Origin of the sequence: Bacillus sp. S71, from assembly GCF_016625265.1 — a bacterium.
Lineage (GTDB): Bacteria > Bacillota > Bacilli > Bacillales > Bacillaceae_G > Bacillus_A > Bacillus_A cereus.
Genome location: NZ_JACVUW010000008.1, coordinates 129,931 through 154,260, shown reverse-complemented (window position 1 = coordinate 154,260; position 24,330 = coordinate 129,931). Strand labels below are relative to the sequence as shown.

Below are 24,330 nucleotides of genomic sequence, written 5' to 3'. Positions count from 1 at the left end.
TCAAAAAAAGGAAACGAATATCGTTTCCTTTCTATGCATCCAAGCCATACGCTCTTACAAGCGCACCTAAACCACCTTGGAATCCACTTCCTACTGCATTAAACTTCCACTGTCCATTATGACGGTATAATTCACAAAAGACAACTGCTGTTTCGATGGAGAAATCTTCCCCTAAATCAAAACGAAGAACTTCTTCATTCGTCTCTTCATTCGCTAAACGAACAAACGCATTTCCAACTTGCCCAAAGTTTTGACTACGGCCTTCTGCATCATAAATCGTAACTGTAATAGCAATTTTATGAACATCTGCTGGAACCTTCTTCAAATCTACAACAAGTTGCTCATCGTCGCCTTCGCCTTCGCCTGTACGGTTATCTCCTGTATGTAAAACAGATCCACAAGGAGACTGTAAATTATTATAGAAAATAAAATCAGTTTCCTTTGTACATTTTCCGTTTGCATCTAATAAAAAGGCAGATGCATCTAAATCGAAATCTGATCCACCGTCATAAGATTTAATATCCCATCCAAGACCAATTACTGCTTTTGTTAAACCAGGGCTTGTCTTACCTAAATCGATTTTCTGTCCTTTTTGTAATTGAATAACCATCTATATTCACCTCTATATTTTTATCTTTAAAAATATATCCATCGGTATACACGCCTTTCACCGATGGATATATAAATCAAATCTATTACTCTACATCTAAACCAAAATTATTACATAGAGACGCTAATCCACCTTGGAATCCACTTCCGATTGCATTGAATTTCCAGTCACCTGCATGACGATATAATTCACCTACTACTACGGCTGTTTCAATAGAGAAATCTTCTCCTAAATCGTAACGAATTAATTCTGCATTCTTTTCTTCATCTAAAATACGTACGAAAGAGTTAGAAACTTGTCCAAAGTTTTGGCTGCGTCCTTCTCCATCGTAAATCGTGATTGTGAAGCAAATACGTTCGATATGTGCAGGTACATTTTTCAAATCTACTTTAATCGATTCGTCATCGCCTTCACCTTCGCCAGTTCGGTTATCTCCTAAATGCTCTACAGCACCATTCGCACCTTTTGGGTTATTATAGAAGACGAAATCCTCTGCACCTGAAACTTTACCGTTAGCACCTACTAAAAAAATACTAACATCTAAATCGAAATCGTTTTGTCCATCATAACGATTCGTATCCCAACCAAGTCCTACAAGAACTTTTGAAAGACCTGGATTCGTTTTTGTTAAGTCTACCTTTTGTCCTTTTTTCAATGAAATTGATGCCATATACAATTCCTCCTCGGTTATTTTATTGATAACGTGATACAATCTCACTTAAGTTTTTATCTTGTGTTCCTTCTCCAACTGCTGAAAACTTCCATTCACTTCCGTGACGATACATTTCACCTGCAATTAGAGTCGTTTTGCCAGCATAATTATCCGATAAATTATAGCGTGCTAATTCTTCACCAGTTTGCGGGTTTTGAATACGAATATATGCATTACGAATCATCCCGAAATCTTGACGACGATTTACACAGTCATAAATATTTACAACGAATACTAAACGATTAATACGGCTCGGAACTTTATGTAATTCTACGAAAATTGTTTCGTCATCACCAGCGCCTTCGCCTGTTAAATTATCTCCTGAATGAATAATACTACCACAAGTAGAAAGTTTATTTCCGAAGTAAACTAAATCATTTTTGTTTAAAAAACGATCTCCTTCTAACATAACAACAGATGCATCACAATCTACATTTGGTTTACTTCCAAATAATGAAGACAGAAATCCACCTGATTGCCCAATTGGATCCCAGCCTAAGCCAACCTGTAGTTTTGCTACTTTTGGTTGTCCTTTCGTTAAATCGATCTTTTGACCTTTTTCTAAAATAATAGGCATGAAGTTTCTCCCTTTCTACAAAGCATTTTCCAAATCGGAAAATATTGTATTCTTCTCTTATATTGTAGCATTATTTACCTAGCGATAAAAAGGATAAATTCTCAGTTATATGAAAACATTCATATAATTTACTTATGATGATGTAAGAAGTGGTAAATAGCACCAATCATTCCTGCACAATTACCGTTTTGTGCAAGTTCAATCTCACAATTATTATAAATCTCTTGATTTAAGTATTTACTGACCTCCTCTTTTACTTCTTTTAAAAACTCATTTCCTCTATCGGTAATTCCTCCACCAATAATAATCGTTTCTGGATTAAAAATATAAGCAAGATTACTAATTCCAATCGCCAAATGTTTAAAGAAGATCCCAACTGCTTGAGCAACTTCCCGATCTCCTTTATCATACAACTCGAAAATTCTTTTCCCATTCCACTCGCCTTTGCCTTTATATTTTCTTACAAGCCGAATTAATCCTGAAATCGAAGCAACCTCTTCAAACGTTTTTCCTTCTATTAACATATTCCCCCATTCACCAGCACTAAATGAATGTCCTCGGTACAATTCTCCATCTATAAAAATTGCTCCCCCAATTCCTGTTCCAAGGGTGAGCATAATAAAGTTCTCTTTCTCTCTTCCACTACCATTCCACTTTTCTCCAAACGCTGCACAATTCACATCATTGTCAATCGATACTGGTACTTTTAATATCTCTTGCAATCTATCAATAATAGGAATAGTACTATATCCCGGAATATGATCCGCACCTCCCGTCACAATTCCTTTATTAATATCAACAATTCCCGTAGTGCTAATACCAATTCCTGCAATAGTATGTTCATTCATTATTTTTTTGGATACATATATAAGTTTTTGAATAATTTGTTCTCCGCCTAAATGAATTTCTGTTGCAACTGTTTTACGCTTTAATACTCTCCCTATTTCTGAAACAATGCCACACTTAATTTGCGTACCGCCAATATCAAACGCTATGTACTCTTTCATCTACTGCCACTTCCTCTACCGTTATGAATGTAAATTCTCCGCCTCTACTATTTGTAGGAAATCTACATTAACTCTTTTCTGCTTTGACAAATACACCACCTTTTTCTATATATAGTTTTTTTTGCATAAAACTCTTTTTCCTAAGAAATATTACAAAGGGATGTATTTTAGATGGAATATTAATTTCTTAGGAGGAAAACCATGACGAAAATCTTCATTTTAGCATCAACACTCTCTTTATCTTTTTTTAGCGGTTTAAATATCGGTAATGCTGCAACTGAAAACTTCCATCCATTAACAAACGCTGTTGTACAAAATAGCGATCATTTTGCAGAAGGAAATTTAAAGGATAATAATAAACCTCCAGGAAATAACGGTTCTCAGGACGATAGTGGTTCTGGCGGCAGCGGCTCTGGCGGCAATGGTTCCGGCGGTAATGGTTCCGGCGGTAACGGTTCTGGTGGCAGTGGCTCTGGTGGCAATGGTTCCGGCGGTAACGGTTCTGGTGGTAGTGGCTCTGGCGGCAATGGTTCTGGTGGCAGTGGCTCTGGTGACAACGGTTCCGGCGGTAACGGTTCTGGTGGCAGTGGCTCTGGCGGCAATGGTTCCGGTGGTAACGGTTCTGGTGGCAGTGGCTCTGGCGGCAATGGTTCTGGTGGCAATGGCTCTGGTGACAATGGCTCTGGTGACAATGGTTCTGGCGGCAGTGGCTCTGGTGACAACGGTTCCGGCGGTAATGGTTCTGGTGGTAGCGGCTCTGGCGGCAATGGTTCCGGTGGTAATGGTTCCGGCGGTAACGGTTCTGGTGGCAATGGCTCTGGTGGCAATGGCTCTGGTGGCAATGGTTCCGGTGGTAACGGTTCTGGTGGCAATGGCTCTGGTGGCAATGGCTCTGGTGACAATGGTTCTGGCGGCAGTGGCTCTGGTGGCAATGGCTCTGGTGGCAATGGCTCTGGTGGTAACGGTTCCGGTGGTAACGGTTCTGGTGGCAGTGGCTCTCACGGCGGTAATGGCTCTCAAGGTGGCAATCGTGTTAAAGGTAATAGCAGTTCTCAAGGGGGTAATGGCTCTCAAGGTGGCAATCGTGTTAAAGGCGATAGCAGTTCTCAAGGGGGTAATGGTTCTCAAGGTGGTAATGTAAAAGATAATACCAAAAAACAAGGTGATAAATTACCTAATACTGCAACGCATTACCCTATATCTATTTTAATGGGTCTTTCAACATTCCTCATTGGTATGTTACTGTTTATTCGTCGTAAAAACGTAAAATAAGAACAACATCCTTCCATCTAAAAAGTACATGAAATAATGTATAAAACTAAAAAGGGCTTTGGATTGCATTTTATTATGCAGCCCAAAGTCCTTTTTATCACCTATCAAAAGAGTATTAATACGCTTTTCCCCAATACACCATTTGTTTAGCTTCTTTACCACAACAAATACATTCTTCAGCTAAATGCTCTTGCTCAAAAGGCATACAACGTGAAGATACTCCCACCTCTTCTTTTAGTTTCTCTTCACAAGCCAATTCCCCGCACCACATTGCTTTAATAAAGCCTTGCTTTTCTTCAGCTACTTTTTTCATCTCTTCGAAATTTGTCACAGCATACGTATTCTCATCGCGAAATGCTTTTGCTTTATTAAATAAAGCAATATGAATTTCTTCAAGTAATGCTGGAATACGTTCTTCTAATTGATCCATTGGTACAAATTCTTTTTCCTTCGCATCTCTTCTTACAAGTACAACTTGATTCTTTTCAATATCTTTAGGACCAACTTCTAATCGAATTGGAATACCCTTCATTTCATACTCATTAAATTTCCAACCAGGCGTTTTATTACTAGCATCTATTTTTACTCGTGCAACCTTTTGAATATGTCCTTGTAACTCTGTTGCTTTTGCTAAAACTCCTTCTTTATGCTGAGCAATTGGTACAATAACAACTTGCACTGGAGCGACTTTTGGTGGCATTACAAGTCCATTATTATCGCTATGAACCATTATTAGCCCGCCTATCATTCTTGTTGATACACCCCAAGATGTTTGGTGCACATATTGCCATTTACCGTTACGATCTAAAAACTTAATATCAAATGCTTCTGAGAAATTCGTCCCAAAGTTATGAGAGGTTCCTGTTTGAAGCGCTTTTCCATCATGCATTAAACTTTCAATTGTATAAGTTGCCTTTGCTCCAGCAAACTTCTCTTTTTCTGTTTTTTGTCCTTTAATAACTGGTATCGCTAAATAATCCTCACAGAAAGAAGCATATAAGTTTAAAATATTTAATGTTTCAGCCTGCGATTCTTCTGCCGTTTCATGGATTGTATGACCCTCTTGCCATAAAAATTCAGTCGTACGAAGGAATGGTCTAGTTGTCTTCTCCCAACGAACTACTGAACACCACTGATTATATAACTTTGGCAAATCATTATAGGATTGCACAATTTTTGAAAAGTGCTCACAGAATAAAGTTTCAGATGTAGGACGTACACAAAGTCTTTCCGCTAACTTTTCATCCCCGCCATGTGTAACCCATGCTACTTCAGGAGCAAATCCTTCAACATGATCCTTCTCTTTTTGCAATAAACTCTCTGGGATAAACATTGGCATATATACATTTTCATGGCCAGTTTCTTTTAACTTCTCATCCATCACCTTCTGCATATTCTCCCATAAGGCATAACCATACGGACGTAAAATCATGCACCCTTTTACACTTGAATAATCAACAAGTTCGGCTTTTTTTACAATATCGGTATACCACTGCGCAAAGTCCTCTTCCATCTTCGTAATGGCTTGCACTTGTTCTTTTGCCATAGTCAGTCTTCCTCCTTCTAGAAAATACAAAAAAGCCCGCGTCCCTAAATAGGGACCGAGCTTTGCCGGCGTTACCACCCTGATTCATGCACAAAAATTGCGCATGCTCTCTTTTTGATAACGGGAAATTCCCGCTGCATATGCAGAACTCAAAGGCAGGTTCCATATTGCCTTTTTAAGAATCTTTCAGCCTGGCGGATTCTCTCTCTGCTAAAAAGGTTGAATATGTACTAGTCCTTTTTCATCGTTATAACGAAATAAATTTGTTGATTATCATAATACAAATTCTTTTTTAAAACAATAGCTAATTTTCTTATTATTATATATTCTTTTCATTTTTTACAGTTTTATACGTAGCTTTTTCGAGAGATTTTTACAAGTTGATGTGCAATCATACCAATAAGTGTACCTAGTAGAACGAAGAAACCAATAAATCCATATCCCATTCCTTCCCACCCACCAATAACCATCATGGTAACAGGAAATGATGCTAAGCAAAGAAGTATTACAATCAGTGCAAATATAATATCAAACTGTTTGTCTGGAAAACGTTTCTTTAGTAAATATGAAATAGCAAATACAAGGAGAATTGTGATGCCACCAATGATGTAAAATATACCGAATCCATCTAACCAGTCCATACTATTCCCTCCGTCCATAGATTCCCTTATACTTATTATATGTTTAATTTTTCTGAAAATAAACAATAAATTTTATTCAGAAACATATTTTTATTACTAGGTATTAATAGTAATATATAAGAATAGGTTTTATATAATTAGGAGGATTACTTTATGGATAAAGCATTAACGAATCGTGTCATTATTTTATCATTCGACTGTTTATCAGCTTTAGATTTTCCTATACTACAAAAACTACCTCATTTCCAATCTCTAATAAAAAAGGGCACGGTTGTCGAAAAAGTAGAACCAATTTATCCTTCTGTAACATATCCAAGCCACTCAACAATCGTAACCGGTAATTACCCTAACAAGCACGGTGTTGTTAGTAATACGTTACTTCAACCAGGACGTGAATCACCTGATTGGCATTGGTACCGAAAATCGATAAAAGGAACAACATTGTATGATGAAGCGCGTAAAGCAAATTTAACGACAGCTGCCCTTCTATGGCCTGTTACTGGGAGAGCAAACATTGATTACAATTTACCAGAAATTTTCCCCAATAGACCTTGGCAAAATCAAGTGTTAGTTTCCTTATTTAGCGGTAGCCCACTATACCAATTAGATTTAAATCTTCGTTTCGGCCATATAAGAAATGGTTTATCACAACCAGAGCTGGATGATTTCGTCCTCGCCTCTGCTGTACACACCATTCAGACGAAAAAGCCTAATGTTATGTTCGTACATTTCACTGATTTAGACACGCAAAGACATTATCATGGCTTTGAATCTAACGAAACAATAGCTGCAATTCATAGACATGATGAGCGGCTCGGGAAAATTATTCAAACTTTAAAAGACAGTGACCTATACGAAGAGAGTACAATTATCGCTCTTGGTGACCATAGCGCTTTAAGTGAAAACAAAGCGATTCAATTAAATGTGCTATTCCAACAAAAAGGCCTCGTATCTATAAATAAAAAAGGGCTATTAGTAGATTGGAAGGCCTATTGTCAAAGTTGCGACGGGTCTGCCTATGTATATGTGAAAGACAAAAATGATACGGATACAATTCGAGAAGTACAACTACTCCTTGAAGAACTGCTGCAAAATAAACAGAATGGAATTGAATTTATACTTCATGATGAAGCTGCGAAAGACTGCGGTGCAGATGGTAATTGTTTATTTATGTTAGAAGCGCAAGAGGGGTATTATTTCACTGAAAACTATACAGGAGATTTTATAAAAGACATTACTGAAAAAGATGTTACGCCTAGTAAAAAATATACATTTGGTACGCATGGATACTCTCCAACAAAACCTAACTATGAAACAATTTTTATCGCTGCTGGAAAAGGAATAAAAACCGGCGTTACCGTCCCGTATATGAGACTTATTGATGAAGGTCCAACTATCGCTAGACTACTCGGTTTACACTTAGGCGAAACAGACGGATCAATTGTAGAGGATTTACTCCAATTGTAAAGAACTGTGTATATATGTAAAAGTTCTGTAAAAATCATCACTGTTTCTCTTTTTATAATTTTTATTTTTGTACACTGTTAGTAGAACAAATTTAAGGGGGAACACTATATGAAAAAAATGTCCAGACAAGAAAAAAGCTGGATATTATACGATTGGGCGAACTCGGTATATTCGCTCGTCATTACAACTGCATTATTTCCAATTTACTTTAAAGCAGCTGCAAAAGAAGCCGGGCTATCTGGTGCAACTTCAACAGCATATTGGGGATATGCAAACTCGTTCGCTACACTTTTAATTTCTATACTTGCTCCTATTCTCGGCACAGTTGCTGATTATAAAGGATTTAAAAAACGATTTTTCACATTCTTCTTTGGACTTGGTATCGTATTTACAAGTATGTTAGCAGTCGTTCCAACATCTCAGTGGTACTTATTATTAGGATGCTATATGCTCGCCTTAGTTGGTTTTGCTGGAGCCAACATTTTCTATGATGCATTTTTAGTAGATGTCACTTCTGAAGATAGAATGGATCGAATTTCTACAAGAGGTTTCGCTTTAGGCTATATTGGGAGTACTATTCCTTTTATCGGTTGTATCGCTCTTATTATTCTTGCTCAAAAAGGAACTATCCCTTTATCAGTTGGCATTGCTAGTCAAATTTCATTTGCGATAACTGCTCTTTGGTGGGGGTTATTTACAATTCCAATGCTTAAAAACGTAGAGCAAACACACTATATTGAGCGTCATCCAAGACCTATTAAAATGAGCTTCAAACGTCTTGCTGATACTTTTAAAAATATTAAAGAATATAAAACTGTATTTATGTTTCTAATTGCTTACTTTTTCTATATTGACGGAGTCGATACAATTATTACTATGTCTACAGCTTACGGAACCGACCTCGGTATCAGTGCAACGAATCTATTAATCATATTATTTGTAACACAAATTGTCGCTTGTCCATTTGCGTTACTATACGGAAAACTATCTGAAACATTTACTGGTAAAAAAATGTTATATGTCGGTATCATTATTTATATCATTATTTGCACATATGCTTATTTCTTAAAAACGACACTTGATTTTTGGATTTTAGCAATGTTAGTTGCTACATCTCAAGGTGGTATTCAAGCACTAAGTCGTTCATACTTTGCAAAACTAGTACCAAAAGAATCTGCTAATGAATTCTTCGGATTTTATAATATCTTTGGTAAGTTCGCCGCAATTATGGGCCCGGTATTAGTCGGTGTTACAACGCAATTAACAGGAAAAACAAACGCTGGTGTTCTTAGTATTATTGTATTGTTTATTATCGGTGGATTCTTACTCACTAGAGTTCCAGAAAATAATACATCCGTTACACCACCTAGTCCAAAGACTAAAACGCTATAAGAAAAGATCCTCTTCTCATAAGAAGAGGATCTTTTTTATTTTTAACGGTGCGCCTTATAATGAACGACCCTACTGCTTGTACAAAAATAATTTATCAACAGTTGTTCCTAATACTTCAGCTAAACGGAATGCTAACGCTAAGCTTGGATCATATTTATTATTCTCAATTGCATTTATCGTTTGTCTAGAAACCTTGCATTTATCAGCTAATGCGCCTTGTGAAATATTATTTTCAGTGCGTAATTCATAGATTTGATTTTTCACACCATTGCTCCTAACCTGTAAAATCGTTTTTACAACATCAGTATATAATTGGCTCATATAGTTGTCAAAAGTTCCTCAAAGAAAAAGGGAGCAATTTTGCTCCCTTACAATAGTTATTTCGAAGCTAACGAATTTGTTAGTTCCTCTTTATTAGCGACAGCTTCTTTCTTTATTTGCATACGTAGAACTGGCCCTATCGCTAATAAAATAAGTGCCATCGCTATACAAAATACAGTAACTAGTGAAGTTAGTTCCTTTAATCCTCCAGCTAGTGAAGTTCCAATTAGCATTGCCCCCATAAACAGTGGTAAAATCGTCCCATTTACTCTTCCAACCATATTTTCTGGTACAAGTTGAATCATAAGCGTACCGACAACAATATTAACACAAGCTAAACAAATACCTGTTCCAAATCTCATGAAACTAGTAATCCAAAATGATGTAGATAGCCCTTCTACTAAAAATGATATCGCTAATATGCCCATACCGAATACAAACATCTTTTTCGGATTCACTTTTGAAGCGAAAATTGCAGCAACAATACCACCGATTAGCATACCTATTCCATCAGCTGCTGCTAAATATTGAACAGCTTCTTTTTCCATGCCTAAACGTTCAATTACAAGAAACACCTCTAATGGAGTTGTTAATCCAACAGCTAAACCCATAATTGTAAAAGTGATCGTAATCATACGTAAATTTTTCGTGTGAAGAACGTATTTCCATCCTTCTTTTATATCATTTTTTAATGAATCTCTTGCCACTTGCTCTTTTTCAACCCATTTTGGTAAAAATGAAAGGGCGATAGCCGATAACAAAAATAGAATGATTAAACTATATAGTGATGTAAATAAGCCAAGTTGTGTATACACAATTGATCCTACAACTGGTCCAAAAATCATAAATAATGACTGTAATGTTTGGTTAAATGCAATCGCATTTGCTACCTGTTCTTCTTTTACATAGCGCTTAAATATACGCGAAGATGAGGGCTGAGAAAACTGACCTACAATCGCGGAAATGAGTGTTGCAAAAAATATAGCCTGCCAATAATCCAGCTTTAACAACAGGACAATTCCTATAATAGACAGTACACTCAACACATCTCCAGCGACCATTGTTCTTTTCGGATTCCAGCGATCTGCTAATGCACCACCAATGAACGAGAAAATAAAGATAGGTGCATACTCCATGACAGATAATAGAGACACTGAAACTGGATCATTATTTGTCCGCTCCATTATGAAATATAAAAGAGCCATATTTCTGATCCAAATTGCAAATTGTTGTAAAATATCAGATGCCATAACGAGCATAAATGCTCGGTTTTTAAATAAAGCGTTCACTTTCATTCCCCTTTCATAAACCGACCGTTCGGTCTAATTTGTTTTGTAAGAAAAGCAACTGACTTATTATTCAGCTGCCATTCCTTTTAACAATACATCTATTGCCTTTTTATAAATACGCTTCAACTCTTTATAATCTAACTCGTAGTAAAGTACTCCAAGCCCTGATAATAATCCGTTCACAATATACATAAGATCACGAGCATTATCTTCACGGAACTCTCCAGACTGTATACCTGCTTCAATTAATTTCTCAAACATAACATATGATTCTCTAGTTAAAGCTAACAATTCATCCAGAATCTCTTTACTTACAACTTGGCTCATAGAGAATTCCTCTATTGCATTTGAAATTGGTTGCTGTATGTCCTCTACATGATATTCCGCGAGACCATATAGTTTTTCAGTACTAGTACTATACAACTTCTCTTTTTCATTCCATTTTTCAACCCAATCATACGTATGCTGTTTCACTACAAATAAAAATAATTCTTCTTTACTTTTAAAGTGATAATAAATGCTTCCTTTACTTCGCTCTGTAATTTCACAAATCTCTTCCATAGATGTAGCTGCATAGCCCTTCTGTGAAAATAGACTTTCTGCTTTATATGCAATTTCTTTCTTTATCTCTTCTGCGCTTCTTCTCATATTCACACCTCTTTAAACCGACCGTTCAGTCTAATGATAACAAATCAAAAACCTCTATCGCAAGAGGATATATTCCTTATTTAAGAAAACGTACTTTCAAACCAAGTTCGAATCATATGTATCGTTCCAAATTTAAATGCTAATTTAACAAGAAATACGCCTCCCGCAGCTAATAAAAATAACACTACTTTCTCCTTATTTTTCACTTTCGGTTCCCTTTTCATTTCCATTCCCCTTAGTATATTAAAAATATTAATCAAACGTTTGTTTAACTGTGTTTATGCAATATGTAAGCCAACTAATCAAACGTTTGTTTAAAAAGAAATACGCCTATATAAGGCGCATTTTCATCAATCACCGCCACCACCGCAGCTTCCACCGCTATCTCCCCCAAAAGACCCTCCACAATCATGTGAGCCGCCATCATGCGAGCTATCATTATCAGATCCAGCAAAGAAAAATAATGGTGATGAGTTGTTAGATGAATTATGAATTTTATTTTGTTTTGTAAGATTTACCTTCTTTTTGTTCGATCGAACTGCTGTTACGATTATTCCAACTACAACAAATAATAGTATGACAATAATAAATTCCATATAAAAGCCTCCCTTATTCCTCGAATAATTGAATGGTTCTCTCTAGATTTTCAAGTGAAATGAAGCGCGATTCTCGAAGGATCTCTTTTCCATTATAAAATAATAAAATTGTCGGTCCTGTAAATACGGCATATCGCCCCGCAATCTCTTGCATGTCTTGTAGTAATATCTCTATTTTCTCTACGTAATCATAATTCTCTAATACGCAATTTACTTTTCTTAGCATAACATCACAAACACCACAATTTTCCGTTTTAATAAACAGAAGTACCAATTGTTGTTCTTCGATATAGGTCGCTAATTCTTCTATCGTTTTAAATGTAGTCATCTTATCCCTCTTAGCGTAATTTACGAAATACTTTTTCTTGATACATACGAAGAGCTGAACTATCTTTAATCTTTCTCTTTTCCATTACCTGCTGAAAACGAAGCGTTTTTACTGTTAACTCTTCTCTTAATTTTTTTCTCTCTTCTTCATCATAACAGCAAGCAATTAGATCCTCTATTTTTAATATATCTTTTTGTAGTTCCATTTCTGGTGGAATCATTCCCGCATTTTTTAAAATTTTATAACTCATTCTAAGTTCTGGAGGTACCATTGAAAAATCTTCTAATTGTAGTGGTTTTCCTTTTCCCGGAAGATAATCAAGATCACCGTTCCGTATTGCTTTTCGAATTTTTTCTTCAGCAATGTTCAAAAACACATCCACACTATTCCCTCCTTTACATATTTTTACTATTATTTTACATGATATTTCCTTATCTTTCTACGTCTTTAATAATTGGCTCCATACAATTTTTTCTCAAATTTATTTATAATGAGCTATTTCCTCCCATACTGATCTTTCGTTTTCATATATAGTTTGTATTCAAGCCTTTTTGTATTGAGAAAGTCTTTTACAACTGAATAAAGCGTTTACACTAAATCTTACATTTGTTACGATTTAATCACCCCCAGCTCCCTTGTATAGACTTCGTGATGTCTGATCATTTTATCTAGACGTTTCATACGTCTAGATTCATTTTGATTTATTGGCGTATGCCTTTAAATATATCTTTTATTTTGAAAGGAGAAATGGCTATGAGGTCTCAAAAATTCACACTGCTATTACTATCTCTACTACTTTTCTTACCTCTTTTTCTCACAAATTTTATTACTCCAAATCTCGCATTAGCAGATTCACCAAAGCAAAATCAAAAAATTGTTGGGTACTTTCCTTCGTGGGGCGTTTACGGACGTAATTATCAAGTTGCTGACATTGATGCATCAAAACTTACTCACCTTAACTATGCTTTCGCGGATATTTGTTGGAATGGAAAACATGGAAACCCTTCTACTCATCCTGATAATCCAAATAAACAAACGTGGAACTGTAAAGAATCTGGTGTACCATTGCAAAATAAAGAGGTTCCTAATGGTACTCTCGTACTCGGGGAACCATGGGCTGATGTTACCAAATCGTATCCTGGCTCAGGTACAACTTGGGAAGATTGCGATAAATATGCCCGTTGCGGAAATTTCGGAGAACTAAAACGATTAAAAGCTAAATATCCTCACTTAAAAACAATTATTTCCGTTGGTGGCTGGACTTGGTCTAACCGCTTTTCTGATATGGCCGCTGATGAAAAAACAAGAAAAGTATTTGCTGAATCTACAGTAGCTTTTCTTCGCGCATATGGGTTTGATGGCGTAGATTTAGACTGGGAATATCCGGGCGTTGAAACGATTCCTGGTGGTAGTTATCGTCCTGAAGATAAACAAAATTTCACTCTCCTTCTTCAAGACGTCCGAAATGCTTTGAATAAAGCAGGTACTGAAGATGGCAAACAATATTTACTAACAATCGCTTCAGGTGCAAGCCAACGCTACGCTGATCATACAGAGCTAAAGAAAATTTCTCAAATACTCGATTGGATTAATATTATGACATATGATTTCCACGGCGGATGGGAAGCTACTTCTAATCATAATGCAGCTCTATATAAGGATCCAAATGACCCAGCAGCAAATACGAATTTTTACGTAGATGGTGCTATAAATGTTTATACAAATGAAGGTGTTCCAGTCGATAAACTAGTATTAGGCGTACCCTTTTACGGACGTGGCTGGAAAAGTTGTGGCAAAGAAAATAACGGACAATATCAACCTTGCAAACCAGGTAGCGATGGGAAACTTGCTTCTAAAGGTACTTGGGATGATTATTCTACCGGTGACACAGGTGTGTATGATTACGGTGATTTAGCAGCCAATTACGTTAATAAAAATGGTTTTGTACGCTACTGGAATGACACAGCTAAAGTACCTTACTTATATAATGCGACTACAGGCACATTTATTAGCTACGATGACAATGAATCTATGAAATATAAAACAGACTATATAAAGACGAAGGGTTTAAGTGGAGCAATGTTTTGGGAACTAAGCGGGGATTGCCGTACAAGTCCAAAATATAGTTGTAGTGGTCCAAAATTACTTGATACGCTAGTAAAAGAATTACTTGGTGGACCTATTAGTCAAAAAGATACTGAGCCACCAACGAATGTTAAAAATATTGTAGTTACGAATAAAAATTCAAACTCAGTTCAATTAAACTGGACTGCATCTACTGATAACGTAGGAGTTACGGAATATGAAATTACTGCTGGAGAAGAGAAATGGAGTACAACAACAAATAGCATTACAATTAAAAACTTAAAACCTAATACAGAATACACATTTTCAGTAATTGCCAAAGATGCTGCTGGAAATAAATCACAACCTACCGCTCTTACTGTCAAAACGGATGAAACTAATACGACACCTCCTGATGGAAATGGCACTGCTACATTTTCAGTCACTTCGAATTGGGGCAGCGGTTATAACTTCTCGATTATAATCAAAAATAATGGAACGACTCCTATTAAAAATTGGAAATTAGAATTTGATTATAGCGGCAATTTAACACAAGTTTGGGATTCTAAAATTAGTAGTAAAACAAATAATCATTATGTAATTACAAACGCAGGATGGAATGGCGAAATTCCTCCTGGTGGATCTATTACAATTGGTGGTGCAGGAACAGGTAATCCTGCCGAAATTTTAAATGCCGTCATTAGCGAAAACTAGACGTAATATCCATTAATTATTTCACTAAAGTTTGAATTTAGGTTCGAGCAAGACTTCCTAAATTCAAACTTTTAATTTTATGAAAAATCAAAAATATCACAATAACCTATTATAATTATATTTAGTTTCTAATATGAAGTTTATATGAAGTTCATTTGAATTTTACATGAATTTCCTTTAATTTCTATTGTCTTCCTATAATATCCACATTATCCTTTACATATAGGAATTATTTTCATTCCGTTTTGAACTATCTATATATATAAAGAAAGATAGTCACCTGTTAGGGAAAGGCTTTCGTATTATTATAAATATAACAAAAGAAAAAGCACGCTTATAAGCGCACCATAAGAGTGCTTCTTCATACAATTCTCATGTAAGAGTTCTCGAAAATCATGTTAATCACAAAGAAAAGGCATTAGCTCATAAAAGCTAATGCCTTTTCTTTATTCATATTGTTCAGCATTCCAATCTTCTATATTCCATACTTTTGTTATCCACGATTCATAGAAAGAAGGTTCATGTGAGACAATTAAAATCGTTCCTTTGTATTGTTGTAACGCTTCCTGTAAAGCCATCTTAGTTTCTACATCCAAATGATTAGTCGGTTCGTCTAAAATTAAAACATTGCTTTTCGTTACGATAAGTTCACATAAACGCACTTTCGTTTGCTCTCCACCGCTTAATAAACGAATAGGTTTTAATACGTGTTCTTCTTTCAATCCACACTTCGCTAATGCTTGGCGCGCTTCTTTCTTTGTCATATCTGGTCGTTGTGCCCAAACTTTCTCTAATGGTGTTATTTCTGAAGCAAACTCTTCCTGTGCAAAATAAGCAGGATTTACTCGGTCCCCAACAAAAATCGAACCGCTTAGCGGCTTTATTTGACCTAATAACGTTTTTAATATTGTCGTTTTTCCAATACCATTCTGACCAACAATAGCTATCTTTTCTCCTTTTTTCACTTGTAAATTCAATTCTGGAAATAACGGCTCACTATAACCCACTCTTAGTTTCTCAGCCTGTAATATACGACTTACTGGTTCATTATAAACAGTAAAAGCAAAACAGGACTGAGGTACATTATTTACCTTTTCAACCCTTCGCATTTTCTCCAATACTTTCTCTCGACTTTTTGCCTGTTTTGCTTTTCGAATTTTATTTTTTTGAATAAATGTTTCTAACTGAGCAATTTCTTTTTGTTGTTTCACATACGCCGATTGTAATTGTTTCCTTTGCACTTGATAACTTTGTAAAAACTTTTCATAATCCCCTACATATCGCTTAACTTTTCGTTCTTCTAGATGGTAAATGACATTCGTAATATTGTTCAAAAACACTTCGTCATGCGAAATGATAATATAAGCTTTTTCATACAACTTCAAGTACGATTGCAACCATTCTATATGTGCTGTATCTAAATAGTTCGTTGGTTCATCTAGCAATAAAACATCAGCTTTTTCTAGAAGAAGCTTTCCTAGTAATAACTTTGTCCGCTGTCCTCCACTTAACTTTGAAACACCCTTTTCCAATCCTATTTCAAACAGCCCTAAACCAATTGCTACTTCTTCAATTTCTGTATGAATTTGATAGAAATTAGAGTTTTCCAATATAGTTTGTAACTCTCCATACCTTACTAACAATTTTTCTACTTCTACTGCCTCAGTCATCTCTTTTGCAATTTTTAACATTTCGTATTCAATTGCATACAAGTTAGAAAATGCACTTTGCAAGTATCCTTCAATTGTTATCCCTTCTTGTAAATCTATATGCTGCTGCAAAAATCCAACCTTCACATGTGGAAACCATTCAATGTTCCCATCATCATGTATAAGTTCTCCTGTTAAAATTCTTAGCAGTGTTGATTTTCCAATCCCATTTTTCCCTACTAACCCAACATGCTCCCCCTTTAATAATCGAAAGCACGCATTATATAAGATGGTTTTCTCACCATACGAATGACTTAAATTTTCTACTGTTAATATACTCATTTTTTTCTCTCCTTTACTTATCGTCCATAAGCTAAATAGAGAGACCAACAGTATGAAGCCTTATTTAATTATGCATATAAAAATGGGTAAGGTGAATACACCTTACCCATTACATATTATCGTAAAAAAGGATTAAGGTTCTTTACCTGCTGTCTTCAATTTAGCTTAATCTTAAAAAATGGGCAAACTTCTCCCATATCAAGCTAAAACTATTTGAAGAACAGTTGATAAAGTCATTTTATCCTTTCACTCCTTTAACATTTGTTATATTAAGAGTATAAACTACTCTGTTATATTATATTCTCTATTTTCCCTTTTGTTCCTTCTCCATCTTTTCATATTCTAAAAAAAGCCTCTTAACAGTAATTATACTAAAAACTGTTAAAAGGCTTTTTCTATTTTTTCATATAAGGAGCTAACACACTTAAAATCTCTTCTTTATCCTTTTTTAATTCGAGTGATGTTAACATATCCATCGTTCTCGGTCTAGGTAATTTCACTTGTACCTCGCCAACAATTGACGCTGGTCTTTGAGATAAAATAAATACGCGATCTGAAAGCAAGATTGCCTCATCTAAGTCATGTGTCACCATAACGATTGTTTGCTTCTCTTGATGCCAAGAGTTTAAAAGCCAGCTATGTACTTCCATTTTTGTAAATGCATCTAACTTTCCAAAAGGCTCATCAAGCAGCATAATTGGCTTTTCACATAAATATGTGCGCAGAAAACTAATTCTTTGACGCATACCACCAGACAATTCATCTGGATAATGGTCTGCATATTCATCTAGTTCGAACTGCTTTAATGCTTCCATTCCTTCTGTCAGCCTTTGTTTTTTCGGCTTTCCTTCAATTTCTAACGGAAGAACGATATTTTGCAAAGCTGATCGCCACGGTAGTAATAAATCTTGTTGTGGCATATAACTAACAACATCTTGCTCTTGTACTTGCTTATCTTTATACATTACGTTCCCGCTTGTTGGTTTTTCAACATTTGCAATCATGTTTAATAATGTGCTTTTCCCGCAACCACTCGGTCCTACAAAAGAAACAAACTCTCCCTCTTGTATAGAGGCACTAATATTCTCTAATACATTCTTTCCGTCGAAAGATTTCACTATATTTTTTATTTGTAATCCGCTCATTTTTCACTTGGAAGGAATTCATTTGTAAAAGCATCTTTTACATCGATTTTCTTTTTAATAACTTTGTTGTCATATAAGAAATTCATGTAATTCGTCCAAATTTCTTCCTTCTGTACTCCCCATGCTTTCGCATCATCTTGATACTTCGTACTTAACCATTTCTGGCTTTCTTGAACTAAATCTTTATTTACATCTGGAACAGCTTTAATTAAAATATCAGCAGCTTCTTTCGGTTCCTTAATTGCAAAATTATAACCTTCTGTTGTTGCACTCATAAACTTTTTCACAAAGTCTTTATCTTGCTTCGTATGTTTTTCACTCGTAATAATAACAGGACTATAGAAATCAAGCGCTGGATCTAAGTCTTTCACCATAATCGTATTTAACTCTTTTCCTTGGCGCTTCGCTTCAATACCATCCCAACCGTAATAAATCCATTCGAAATCTGCATCACGGCCGATTGATTTAAAGAAATCTGTTTGTCCTAAGATGATTTTTTCAACTTTATTAAAATCAGCTTGATGCTTATCCATAATCGTCTTTAATGTCGCTTCTTCCGCTGGTCCTCCCCAGCCGCCATAACGTTTACCTTCAAAATCTTTCGGTGACGTCATATTATCTTTCTTAAGCGATGCAAACGCTGAAGTGTTATGCTGAATAATCGCTCCTACAGATACAACAGGAATTCCTTCCACACGAGCTAATGTTACATTTTCTTGTGCGCTTATTGCGAAGTCTGCTTTTCCTGATGCTATCATTTGCTCTGCTGTTACATTGTCACCTGGTTGAATAATTTCTACATCTAATCCTTGCTTTTTGTAATAATCTTTCGTTTGCGCTACATACAAGCCAGTATGATTCGTATTTGGAAACCAATCTAATACTACTTTTACTTTTTGATCTTTACTTGCACTTTCTTCTTTCTTCGCCGGATTACATCCAGCCACACCTACCGCTACTAAGGCAGCTAACATAACTTTCAAACCTTTTTTCATTTTCTGCCGTCCTTTCTATATATCCATGGTGCTGTTATTCTTGCCATAAACTCTACGATAAAATACAGGCATAATGTCACTATAACGATGATTGCTGCAACACCAAATACTCGGGCAGTCAAAAAGGATTTTGTAGCCCTCGTAAGCATAACGCCTAATCCTTCACTTGCACCGAGCCATTCTCCGATAATTGCCCCCATTACGCTATATGTAACTGCAATTTTTAAACCGGAGAAAAAGTATGGAAGCACTGCTGGAAATTTTACTTTCTGGTAAACTTGCCATTTTGTCGCCTTCATTGTTTGTAAAAGCTTCAACATGTTTTTATCTACTGTTTGAAAACCTTCTAAAATACTAAGCGCAATTGGGAAGAAACAAACGAGTATTACGACCATTACTTTCGGCAACATCCCATATCCAAACCAAATAATAAATAGCGGTGCAAGTACAACAATTGGAATTGTTTGCGAAATAACGAGCAATGGATTTATTAAAATACGAAATAACGGTATAACGTCCATAATAATTGCGATGCTCGTCCCCAATAAAATTGCAAAGAATAGTCCAATTATAACTTCCTGCAGTGTTTGCATCGTATTTGGTAATAGTAAATCTTTCATCCCAATTAATTCTTGAACAATGGCAGAAGGCTTTGGTAAAATCCACGGTTCGATTTTAAATAATGAAACAGATCCTTCCCATATCGCAATGAGAAGGATAAGCCAAATAGTTGTAATAAGTTTAGATTGCTTCTGGTTTTGCATATTCATCACGGTACTTCCAAACCTTTTCATCTATCGTTACACCAGTGCTTGGACGATAATGGATTTTAATAGAAGTAATCACTTCTTCTGCTCCAGCATCGACGCAAGCTTGTTGCGCACGTTTAACGACATCAAGAAGTACATCTAATTCTCCTTCCAAAGTTGTTTCCATTGCCCCTACTTCATAACGAACTCCCGATTGTTGCACAACTTCAATTGCTTTATCGACAACAGAATATACATCTTTCGTTTTCGCTTGTGGTACTACTGAAAATGACATTGTAACTTGTTGTGACATAATAAAATCCCCCTTATAAAATTAGATTTCAAAAATAAGAAAAGGCTTTCCTACTGCGTAGGAAAGCCTTGTATGCAAGTTATTATAGAATAACATATGCTACATCACTTTAAGTAACTCCCTACGCTGGCATTATCCAGATCAGGTTGAGGGTCGATGTTTACTTACATCCTCTCAGCCAATTGGCTCCCCGGTCCTTAATTCGTTTTCATTGTAGCATGATTTATTTTATTGAACAAACAAAAGCATGCATAATCATTTCATTATTTTTGGAAAATATCCAACTTTTTCACCATGAGCTAATAACTGCTGTATAAATTCTTTATTGATTGCTGGTACTATCAATTCTTTTTTCTTAATCCATTCATTCGTTCTACGCGTACCCATTACAATTTCAGATTGCTGCGCTCCATCTCCTGCAACTTGAGAAGCAATTAACTCTGCTATTACTTCATTTTCCTTCGCTAATTCAAGTCCGGTATTTACATATTCTGAAAGTGGAACCATTTCAAGATTGTATCCACACTCTCCAATTAACTGTATAAATTGTTCAAACTCAATTTGATGTGGATGACAAATATGTAACGTCTCTCCTACAATTTGCGAATCTTTTAAATACGATACAATTGATTTACTAGCAAAATCAATTGGTGTGAAATCAACTTTCCACTTCACATTTGGTGCTTTCCCAATTAATAGCATTGTTTTAATAAGACGATAAAATGCGTTTCCTTCAATATTTTGTTGGAACGAACCTGTTTCTGAATGACATGCTAAATTACCTGCACGATAAATATTTCCGCGCAAACCATTTTTCATTGCTTCACGAACAATGTTTTCCGCTTGTAGTTTACTATTTGAATATACATTCTCTAAGTCTACACTGTAATTAAAATCACCAGTTTTCATGTATGTATCCCATTGATCTACCGCTAATTCTAACGGGATACCAATTGTAGAAATAAAATGGAATGTAGCACCTTTCTCCGCTAATGCTAGCATACGGCTAGTTCCTTGGACATTTATATTTTCAAATTGTTTTACATCTCCAAAATGTCTTACATCTGCACCGCAATGAATTATCGTATCCATCTTAGAACTGATGAACATAAATTCTTCTTCGCTCATCCCAAGATACTCTTCCCCCAGATCACCAGCTACGGCCTGTATACGCTGTAACCATTCTTCACATATATCACTAAAGTAGCCTGTTAATGTATCTATAATTCTTTGTTGCACATCTTTGGTTGGTCTTACTAAACAATAAATAGTAGCAGATGTATCTCTCAACAATTCATATAATATGTGTGATCCTAAATAACCAGTAGCTCCTGTTAAAAAGACATTTGAAATCTGGGTTTCTTCCAAAACGTTTGCATACGTAATAGTATCTGGTTCGTGAATCACTTTATATTCACGAAATACTCCTTCTTTCTCTACTTTTACTTCTCGCTCAATTCGAGCTAATCCATATATCGTTCTTTCTTTAAAGAAATCTTGAATTGTTAAATGTGAAAAATCTTCTTTTAACAATGTTAAGACTCGTAATACTTTTAATGAATGTCCACCAATTGTAAAGAAATCATCATGCACTCCAACTTTTGAAATTCCTAATACTTCCGCCCAAGCGCGCTCTATTTGTTTCTCTGCTTTATTAGAAGGCGCAACATATTCTTGTAGACGAACCGGTTCATACTTTTCTTCTAACTGAGCTAACTTCTTAACATCAATCTTTTTATTAGGTGTAAGTGGTAATTCATTAATATAAATTAGTTTAGATGGCACCATATAATCTGGTAATTGCTCTTGTAACTGATAAACTAATTCTGGTATTTCTTTTTTATTTAAAGTTGTATAGAACGCGATTAAATATTGGCTACCTTCCTTACTCTTCTTAGCAAACACAGCATTTTCTTTTATATTATGATTTTGAGAAATTTTACTTTGGATTTCTCCTAGTTCAATACGATGTCCTCTAATCTTTACTTGATCATCTTTCCGATGTAAAAATTCTATATTTCCATCCTCTAACAACTTAACAATATCACCTGTTTTATATATATTAACTATAGGATTAAAAGGGTTCTGAATAAAAGCTTCAATTGTTTTATTAGGCTTATTAAAATACCCTTTTGCTAATCCTACTGAATCTATATATAATTCACCAGGTACACCAATTGGACAAAGATTCATATTCTCATCCAAAATCATAACTTGATAATTAGCACATGGTTTACCAATGGGAATACTCGCAACATCCTCATTTAACTGACTAGGTATTTTATAGGTTGTCGTCACTACAGTACATTCTGTCGGTCCGTATACATTATGAATTTCAACATTTGTACCTATTCTTTCTCTCCACAATTTAATAACCTCTACAGGCAACATTTCACCGCCAATCGCAATTCTTTTTAGGGAAGCTAGCTTATATATATCTTCTTCTGCTAAATAAGTTGCTACTTGTCGAACAAAAATTGTTGCTAATGCCAAGATCGAAGTTGCTTTCACTTTATAGATTGCATTTGCAAATGCTTCTACAGACAATCGCTCTTCCTCTAATAATACATACAAGTTTCCTCCGCAGAATAAAGAAGCAAATGACTCCCATACAGAAGCATCGAAACTAAAAGAAGGAAATTGGGCAAATACATCCTCTTCTGTCAATTCATATTGCTTTTGCATCCAAGTGTACAGATTAACAACCCCTCTATGTGCTAACATCGTTCCCTTTGGATTCCCTGTTGAACCAGACGTATAAATCATATAAGCTACATCATCACAATGAATAGACAACTTTACATCTATATCTTCACAAGTTTCACTATCATACATTGAAACTGTTTGAACTCCATCACATGTTATAGGCGTCTCTTTCATCAATATAACTTTCGCTTGGCTATCTTGAATAATGTACTGTATTCTACTTTCCGGATAATCTGGATCAATCGGAACATACGCTGCACCAGCTTTTAATATAGCTACCATACTTACTACTGTGTCTATGCTACGTTTCATAAATATTCCAACATAGTCTCCTAATTGGACGCCGTTTTTAATTAACATATGAGCTATTTGATTACTTTTTTTATTTAGCTCCTCATAAGTTAAAGTACCTTCCCTTGAAGATAAAGCTATACGATTTGGAAATTGAGTAACAGTATTATAGAACATATCGACGATACTTTTCTCAGGATATACTGCTGTCGTATCATTCACTTGACTATAAAGTGCCATCTCGGCCTCTGTAATAATATTAAAATTATTTATATAATTATTCTTATTTTGTGATGTACCAATTAAAACACCTTGTATTTGTTGTGCATAACGAGTAATCGTTGTTTCCTTCCAATTAACACTATTAAATATTATTTCTACACTTTGCATATTTTTACTAAATACAAATTGTAATGTATTCGTGTCTTGTAGCTCATAATATGTTTCACCAATAATAATAGGTGACATTTCATATAATGTATTACCGTTTTGAAACTCTTCTATTTCTTCCTCATTCATTTCTTTAATTTGTTCCAGTTGCTCTTCAATCTGTAAATTCAAACTTTCATAGGAGAGAAAATTAGAAACTTCAATAGTAATCGGAAATAAACTTCCTCTTACATGATAAAGCACGACAATATGTTTTTCTTTAGAAATATGATATAACCACGTTGCAGTCGCTCCTATTAAATCTACAATATGAGTCAAATTTGGAAATAGTTCAGTTTTCCTTTTTATCCTAAGTTCCGTTCCTTGCACATCTTTAGGTATTTTAATACTTCCTTCTACTTTCCCTAAAAATTCTTTTACCATCTCATTATAAGAAATTGCTAATTTCATATTTATGTAAATTCCTCTCTTAAATATAATAAAGGTGTGAAAATTCACACCTTTTTCATCCCTTATTAACGGGCAGATTCGTTCAATTCATAATCAGTAGCGGAGATATCCCCTTT

23 protein-coding genes, 1 riboswitch and 1 other annotated feature are annotated in these 24,330 nt (G+C 35.3%); of the genes, 4 read left to right on the top strand and 19 right to left on the bottom strand.

Translation table 11 applies throughout. The annotated features are described in order from the left end of the window. Positions 1–31: 31 nt before the first annotated feature. The 4 genes from IBT51_RS18510 to IBT51_RS18495 all read right to left on the bottom strand — a co-directional run bounded on the left by IBT51_RS18510 (position 32) and on the right by IBT51_RS18495 (position 2,906). Complete coding sequence (locus IBT51_RS18510) at positions 32–610, bottom strand: TerD family protein (RefSeq protein ID WP_000236649.1); 579 nt, start codon at positions 608–610, stop codon at positions 32–34. A gap of 85 nt (positions 611–695) precedes the next feature. Next, positions 696–1,280, bottom strand: a complete 585-nt coding sequence (locus IBT51_RS18505; RefSeq protein WP_000146729.1) for a TerD family protein — start codon at positions 1,278–1,280, stop codon at positions 696–698. Between the two features lie 22 nt (positions 1,281–1,302). Beyond that, positions 1,303–1,899: a TerD family protein gene (locus IBT51_RS18500; protein ID WP_001121586.1), complete on the bottom strand. Its 597-nt coding sequence runs from the start codon at positions 1,897–1,899 to the stop codon at positions 1,303–1,305. A gap of 128 nt (positions 1,900–2,027) precedes the next feature. After that, positions 2,028–2,906: an ROK family protein gene (locus tag IBT51_RS18495; RefSeq protein ID WP_089170354.1), complete on the bottom strand. Its 879-nt coding sequence runs from the start codon at positions 2,904–2,906 to the stop codon at positions 2,028–2,030. Positions 2,907–3,107: 201 nt separating this feature from the next. Between IBT51_RS18495 and IBT51_RS27095 the strand changes: the two genes are divergently transcribed. After that, positions 3,108–4,178: a cell wall anchor protein gene (locus IBT51_RS27095; RefSeq protein ID WP_234465783.1), complete on the top strand. Its 1,071-nt coding sequence runs from the start codon at positions 3,108–3,110 to the stop codon at positions 4,176–4,178. Positions 4,179–4,293: 115 nt separating this feature from the next. On the opposite strand, the gene proS is transcribed toward IBT51_RS27095, so the two are convergent. Then, positions 4,294–5,724: a proline--tRNA ligase gene (gene proS / locus IBT51_RS18480; protein ID WP_053565341.1), complete on the bottom strand. Its 1,431-nt coding sequence runs from the start codon at positions 5,722–5,724 to the stop codon at positions 4,294–4,296. Between the two features lie 47 nt (positions 5,725–5,771). Beyond that, positions 5,772–5,978, bottom strand: a binding site (T-box leader). A 93-nt stretch (positions 5,979–6,071) separates the two neighbouring features. After that, entirely contained in the window at positions 6,072–6,365 is a 294-nt protein-coding gene (locus IBT51_RS18475; RefSeq protein WP_000383860.1) for a YesK-like family protein, read from the bottom strand. A gap of 153 nt (positions 6,366–6,518) precedes the next feature. Here IBT51_RS18475 and IBT51_RS18470 point away from each other — a divergent pair, with 153 nt between their 5' ends. Both IBT51_RS18470 and IBT51_RS18465 read left to right on the top strand, forming a co-directional pair. Then, the gene (locus IBT51_RS18470) at positions 6,519–7,832 is read left to right on the top strand and encodes an alkaline phosphatase family protein (RefSeq protein WP_053565342.1); all 1,314 of its coding nucleotides are present in this window, start codon (positions 6,519–6,521) and stop codon (positions 7,830–7,832) included. A gap of 108 nt (positions 7,833–7,940) precedes the next feature. Continuing rightward, a complete protein-coding gene (locus tag IBT51_RS18465; protein WP_000738820.1) occupies positions 7,941–9,224 on the top strand; it encodes an MFS transporter in 1,284 nt (427 codons plus the stop codon). Between the two features lie 69 nt (positions 9,225–9,293). On the opposite strand, the gene IBT51_RS18460 is transcribed toward IBT51_RS18465, so the two are convergent. The 7 genes from IBT51_RS18460 to IBT51_RS18430 all read right to left on the bottom strand — a co-directional run bounded on the left by IBT51_RS18460 (position 9,294) and on the right by IBT51_RS18430 (position 12,788). Then, the gene (locus IBT51_RS18460; protein WP_002023181.1) at positions 9,294–9,545 is read right to left on the bottom strand and encodes a helix-turn-helix transcriptional regulator; all 252 of its coding nucleotides are present in this window, start codon (positions 9,543–9,545) and stop codon (positions 9,294–9,296) included. A 56-nt stretch (positions 9,546–9,601) separates the two neighbouring features. Then, entirely contained in the window at positions 9,602–10,834 is a 1,233-nt protein-coding gene (locus tag IBT51_RS18455; protein WP_064532166.1) for an MFS transporter, read from the bottom strand. A 66-nt stretch (positions 10,835–10,900) separates the two neighbouring features. Beyond that, complete coding sequence (locus tag IBT51_RS18450) at positions 10,901–11,482, bottom strand: TetR/AcrR family transcriptional regulator (RefSeq protein WP_001254447.1); 582 nt, start codon at positions 11,480–11,482, stop codon at positions 10,901–10,903. Positions 11,483–11,562: 80 nt separating this feature from the next. Next, positions 11,563–11,706: a histidine kinase gene (locus tag IBT51_RS18445; protein ID WP_069354903.1), complete on the bottom strand. Its 144-nt coding sequence runs from the start codon at positions 11,704–11,706 to the stop codon at positions 11,563–11,565. Positions 11,707–11,832: 126 nt separating this feature from the next. Continuing rightward, positions 11,833–12,078, bottom strand: a complete 246-nt coding sequence (locus tag IBT51_RS18440) for a hypothetical protein (protein ID WP_088021827.1) — start codon at positions 12,076–12,078, stop codon at positions 11,833–11,835. 13 nt (positions 12,079–12,091) lie between these two features. Further along, entirely contained in the window at positions 12,092–12,406 is a 315-nt protein-coding gene (locus IBT51_RS18435; RefSeq protein ID WP_064532164.1) for a thioredoxin family protein, read from the bottom strand. A gap of 10 nt (positions 12,407–12,416) precedes the next feature. Further along, complete coding sequence (locus IBT51_RS18430; RefSeq protein WP_088021826.1) at positions 12,417–12,788, bottom strand: DnaJ family domain-containing protein; 372 nt, start codon at positions 12,786–12,788, stop codon at positions 12,417–12,419. A 371-nt stretch (positions 12,789–13,159) separates the two neighbouring features. On the opposite strand from IBT51_RS18430, the gene IBT51_RS18425 reads away from it, so the two are divergent. Next, positions 13,160–15,184, top strand: a complete 2,025-nt coding sequence (locus IBT51_RS18425) for a glycosyl hydrolase family 18 protein (protein ID WP_064532162.1) — start codon at positions 13,160–13,162, stop codon at positions 15,182–15,184. Between the two features lie 446 nt (positions 15,185–15,630). Here the strand turns inward: IBT51_RS18425 and IBT51_RS18420 are convergent, their stop codons facing one another. The 6 genes from IBT51_RS18420 to IBT51_RS18395 form a co-directional block, all read right to left on the bottom strand. Then, positions 15,631–17,175: an ABC-F family ATP-binding cassette domain-containing protein gene (locus IBT51_RS18420; RefSeq protein WP_200458710.1), complete on the bottom strand. Its 1,545-nt coding sequence runs from the start codon at positions 17,173–17,175 to the stop codon at positions 15,631–15,633. A 395-nt stretch (positions 17,176–17,570) separates the two neighbouring features. After that, positions 17,571–18,320, bottom strand: coding sequence for an ABC transporter ATP-binding protein (locus IBT51_RS18415; protein ID WP_000016079.1), 750 nt, complete (start codon positions 18,318–18,320; stop codon positions 17,571–17,573). Beyond that, positions 18,317–19,315 carry an ABC transporter substrate-binding protein gene (locus IBT51_RS18410; RefSeq protein ID WP_000715573.1) on the bottom strand — a complete coding sequence of 333 codons (999 nt, stop codon included), beginning with the start codon at positions 19,313–19,315 and terminating at the stop codon, positions 18,317–18,319. Before IBT51_RS18410 ends, IBT51_RS18415 begins: the two co-directional genes overlap by 4 nt. Beyond that, a complete protein-coding gene (locus IBT51_RS18405) occupies positions 19,312–20,085 on the bottom strand; it encodes an ABC transporter permease (protein ID WP_001057164.1) in 774 nt (257 codons plus the stop codon). Before IBT51_RS18405 ends, IBT51_RS18410 begins: the two co-directional genes overlap by 4 nt. Further along, on the bottom strand, positions 20,057–20,377 hold the full coding sequence (locus IBT51_RS18400) for an MTH1187 family thiamine-binding protein (protein ID WP_000082906.1): 321 nt from the start codon (positions 20,375–20,377) through the stop codon (positions 20,057–20,059). Before IBT51_RS18400 ends, IBT51_RS18405 begins: the two co-directional genes overlap by 29 nt. 101 nt (positions 20,378–20,478) lie before the next feature. Then, positions 20,479–20,580: riboswitch (TPP riboswitch) on the bottom strand. A 52-nt stretch (positions 20,581–20,632) separates the two neighbouring features. Next, positions 20,633–24,214, bottom strand: a complete 3,582-nt coding sequence (locus IBT51_RS18395; protein WP_197241147.1) for a non-ribosomal peptide synthetase family protein — start codon at positions 24,212–24,214, stop codon at positions 20,633–20,635. Between the last annotated feature and the right edge of the window lie 116 nt (positions 24,215–24,330).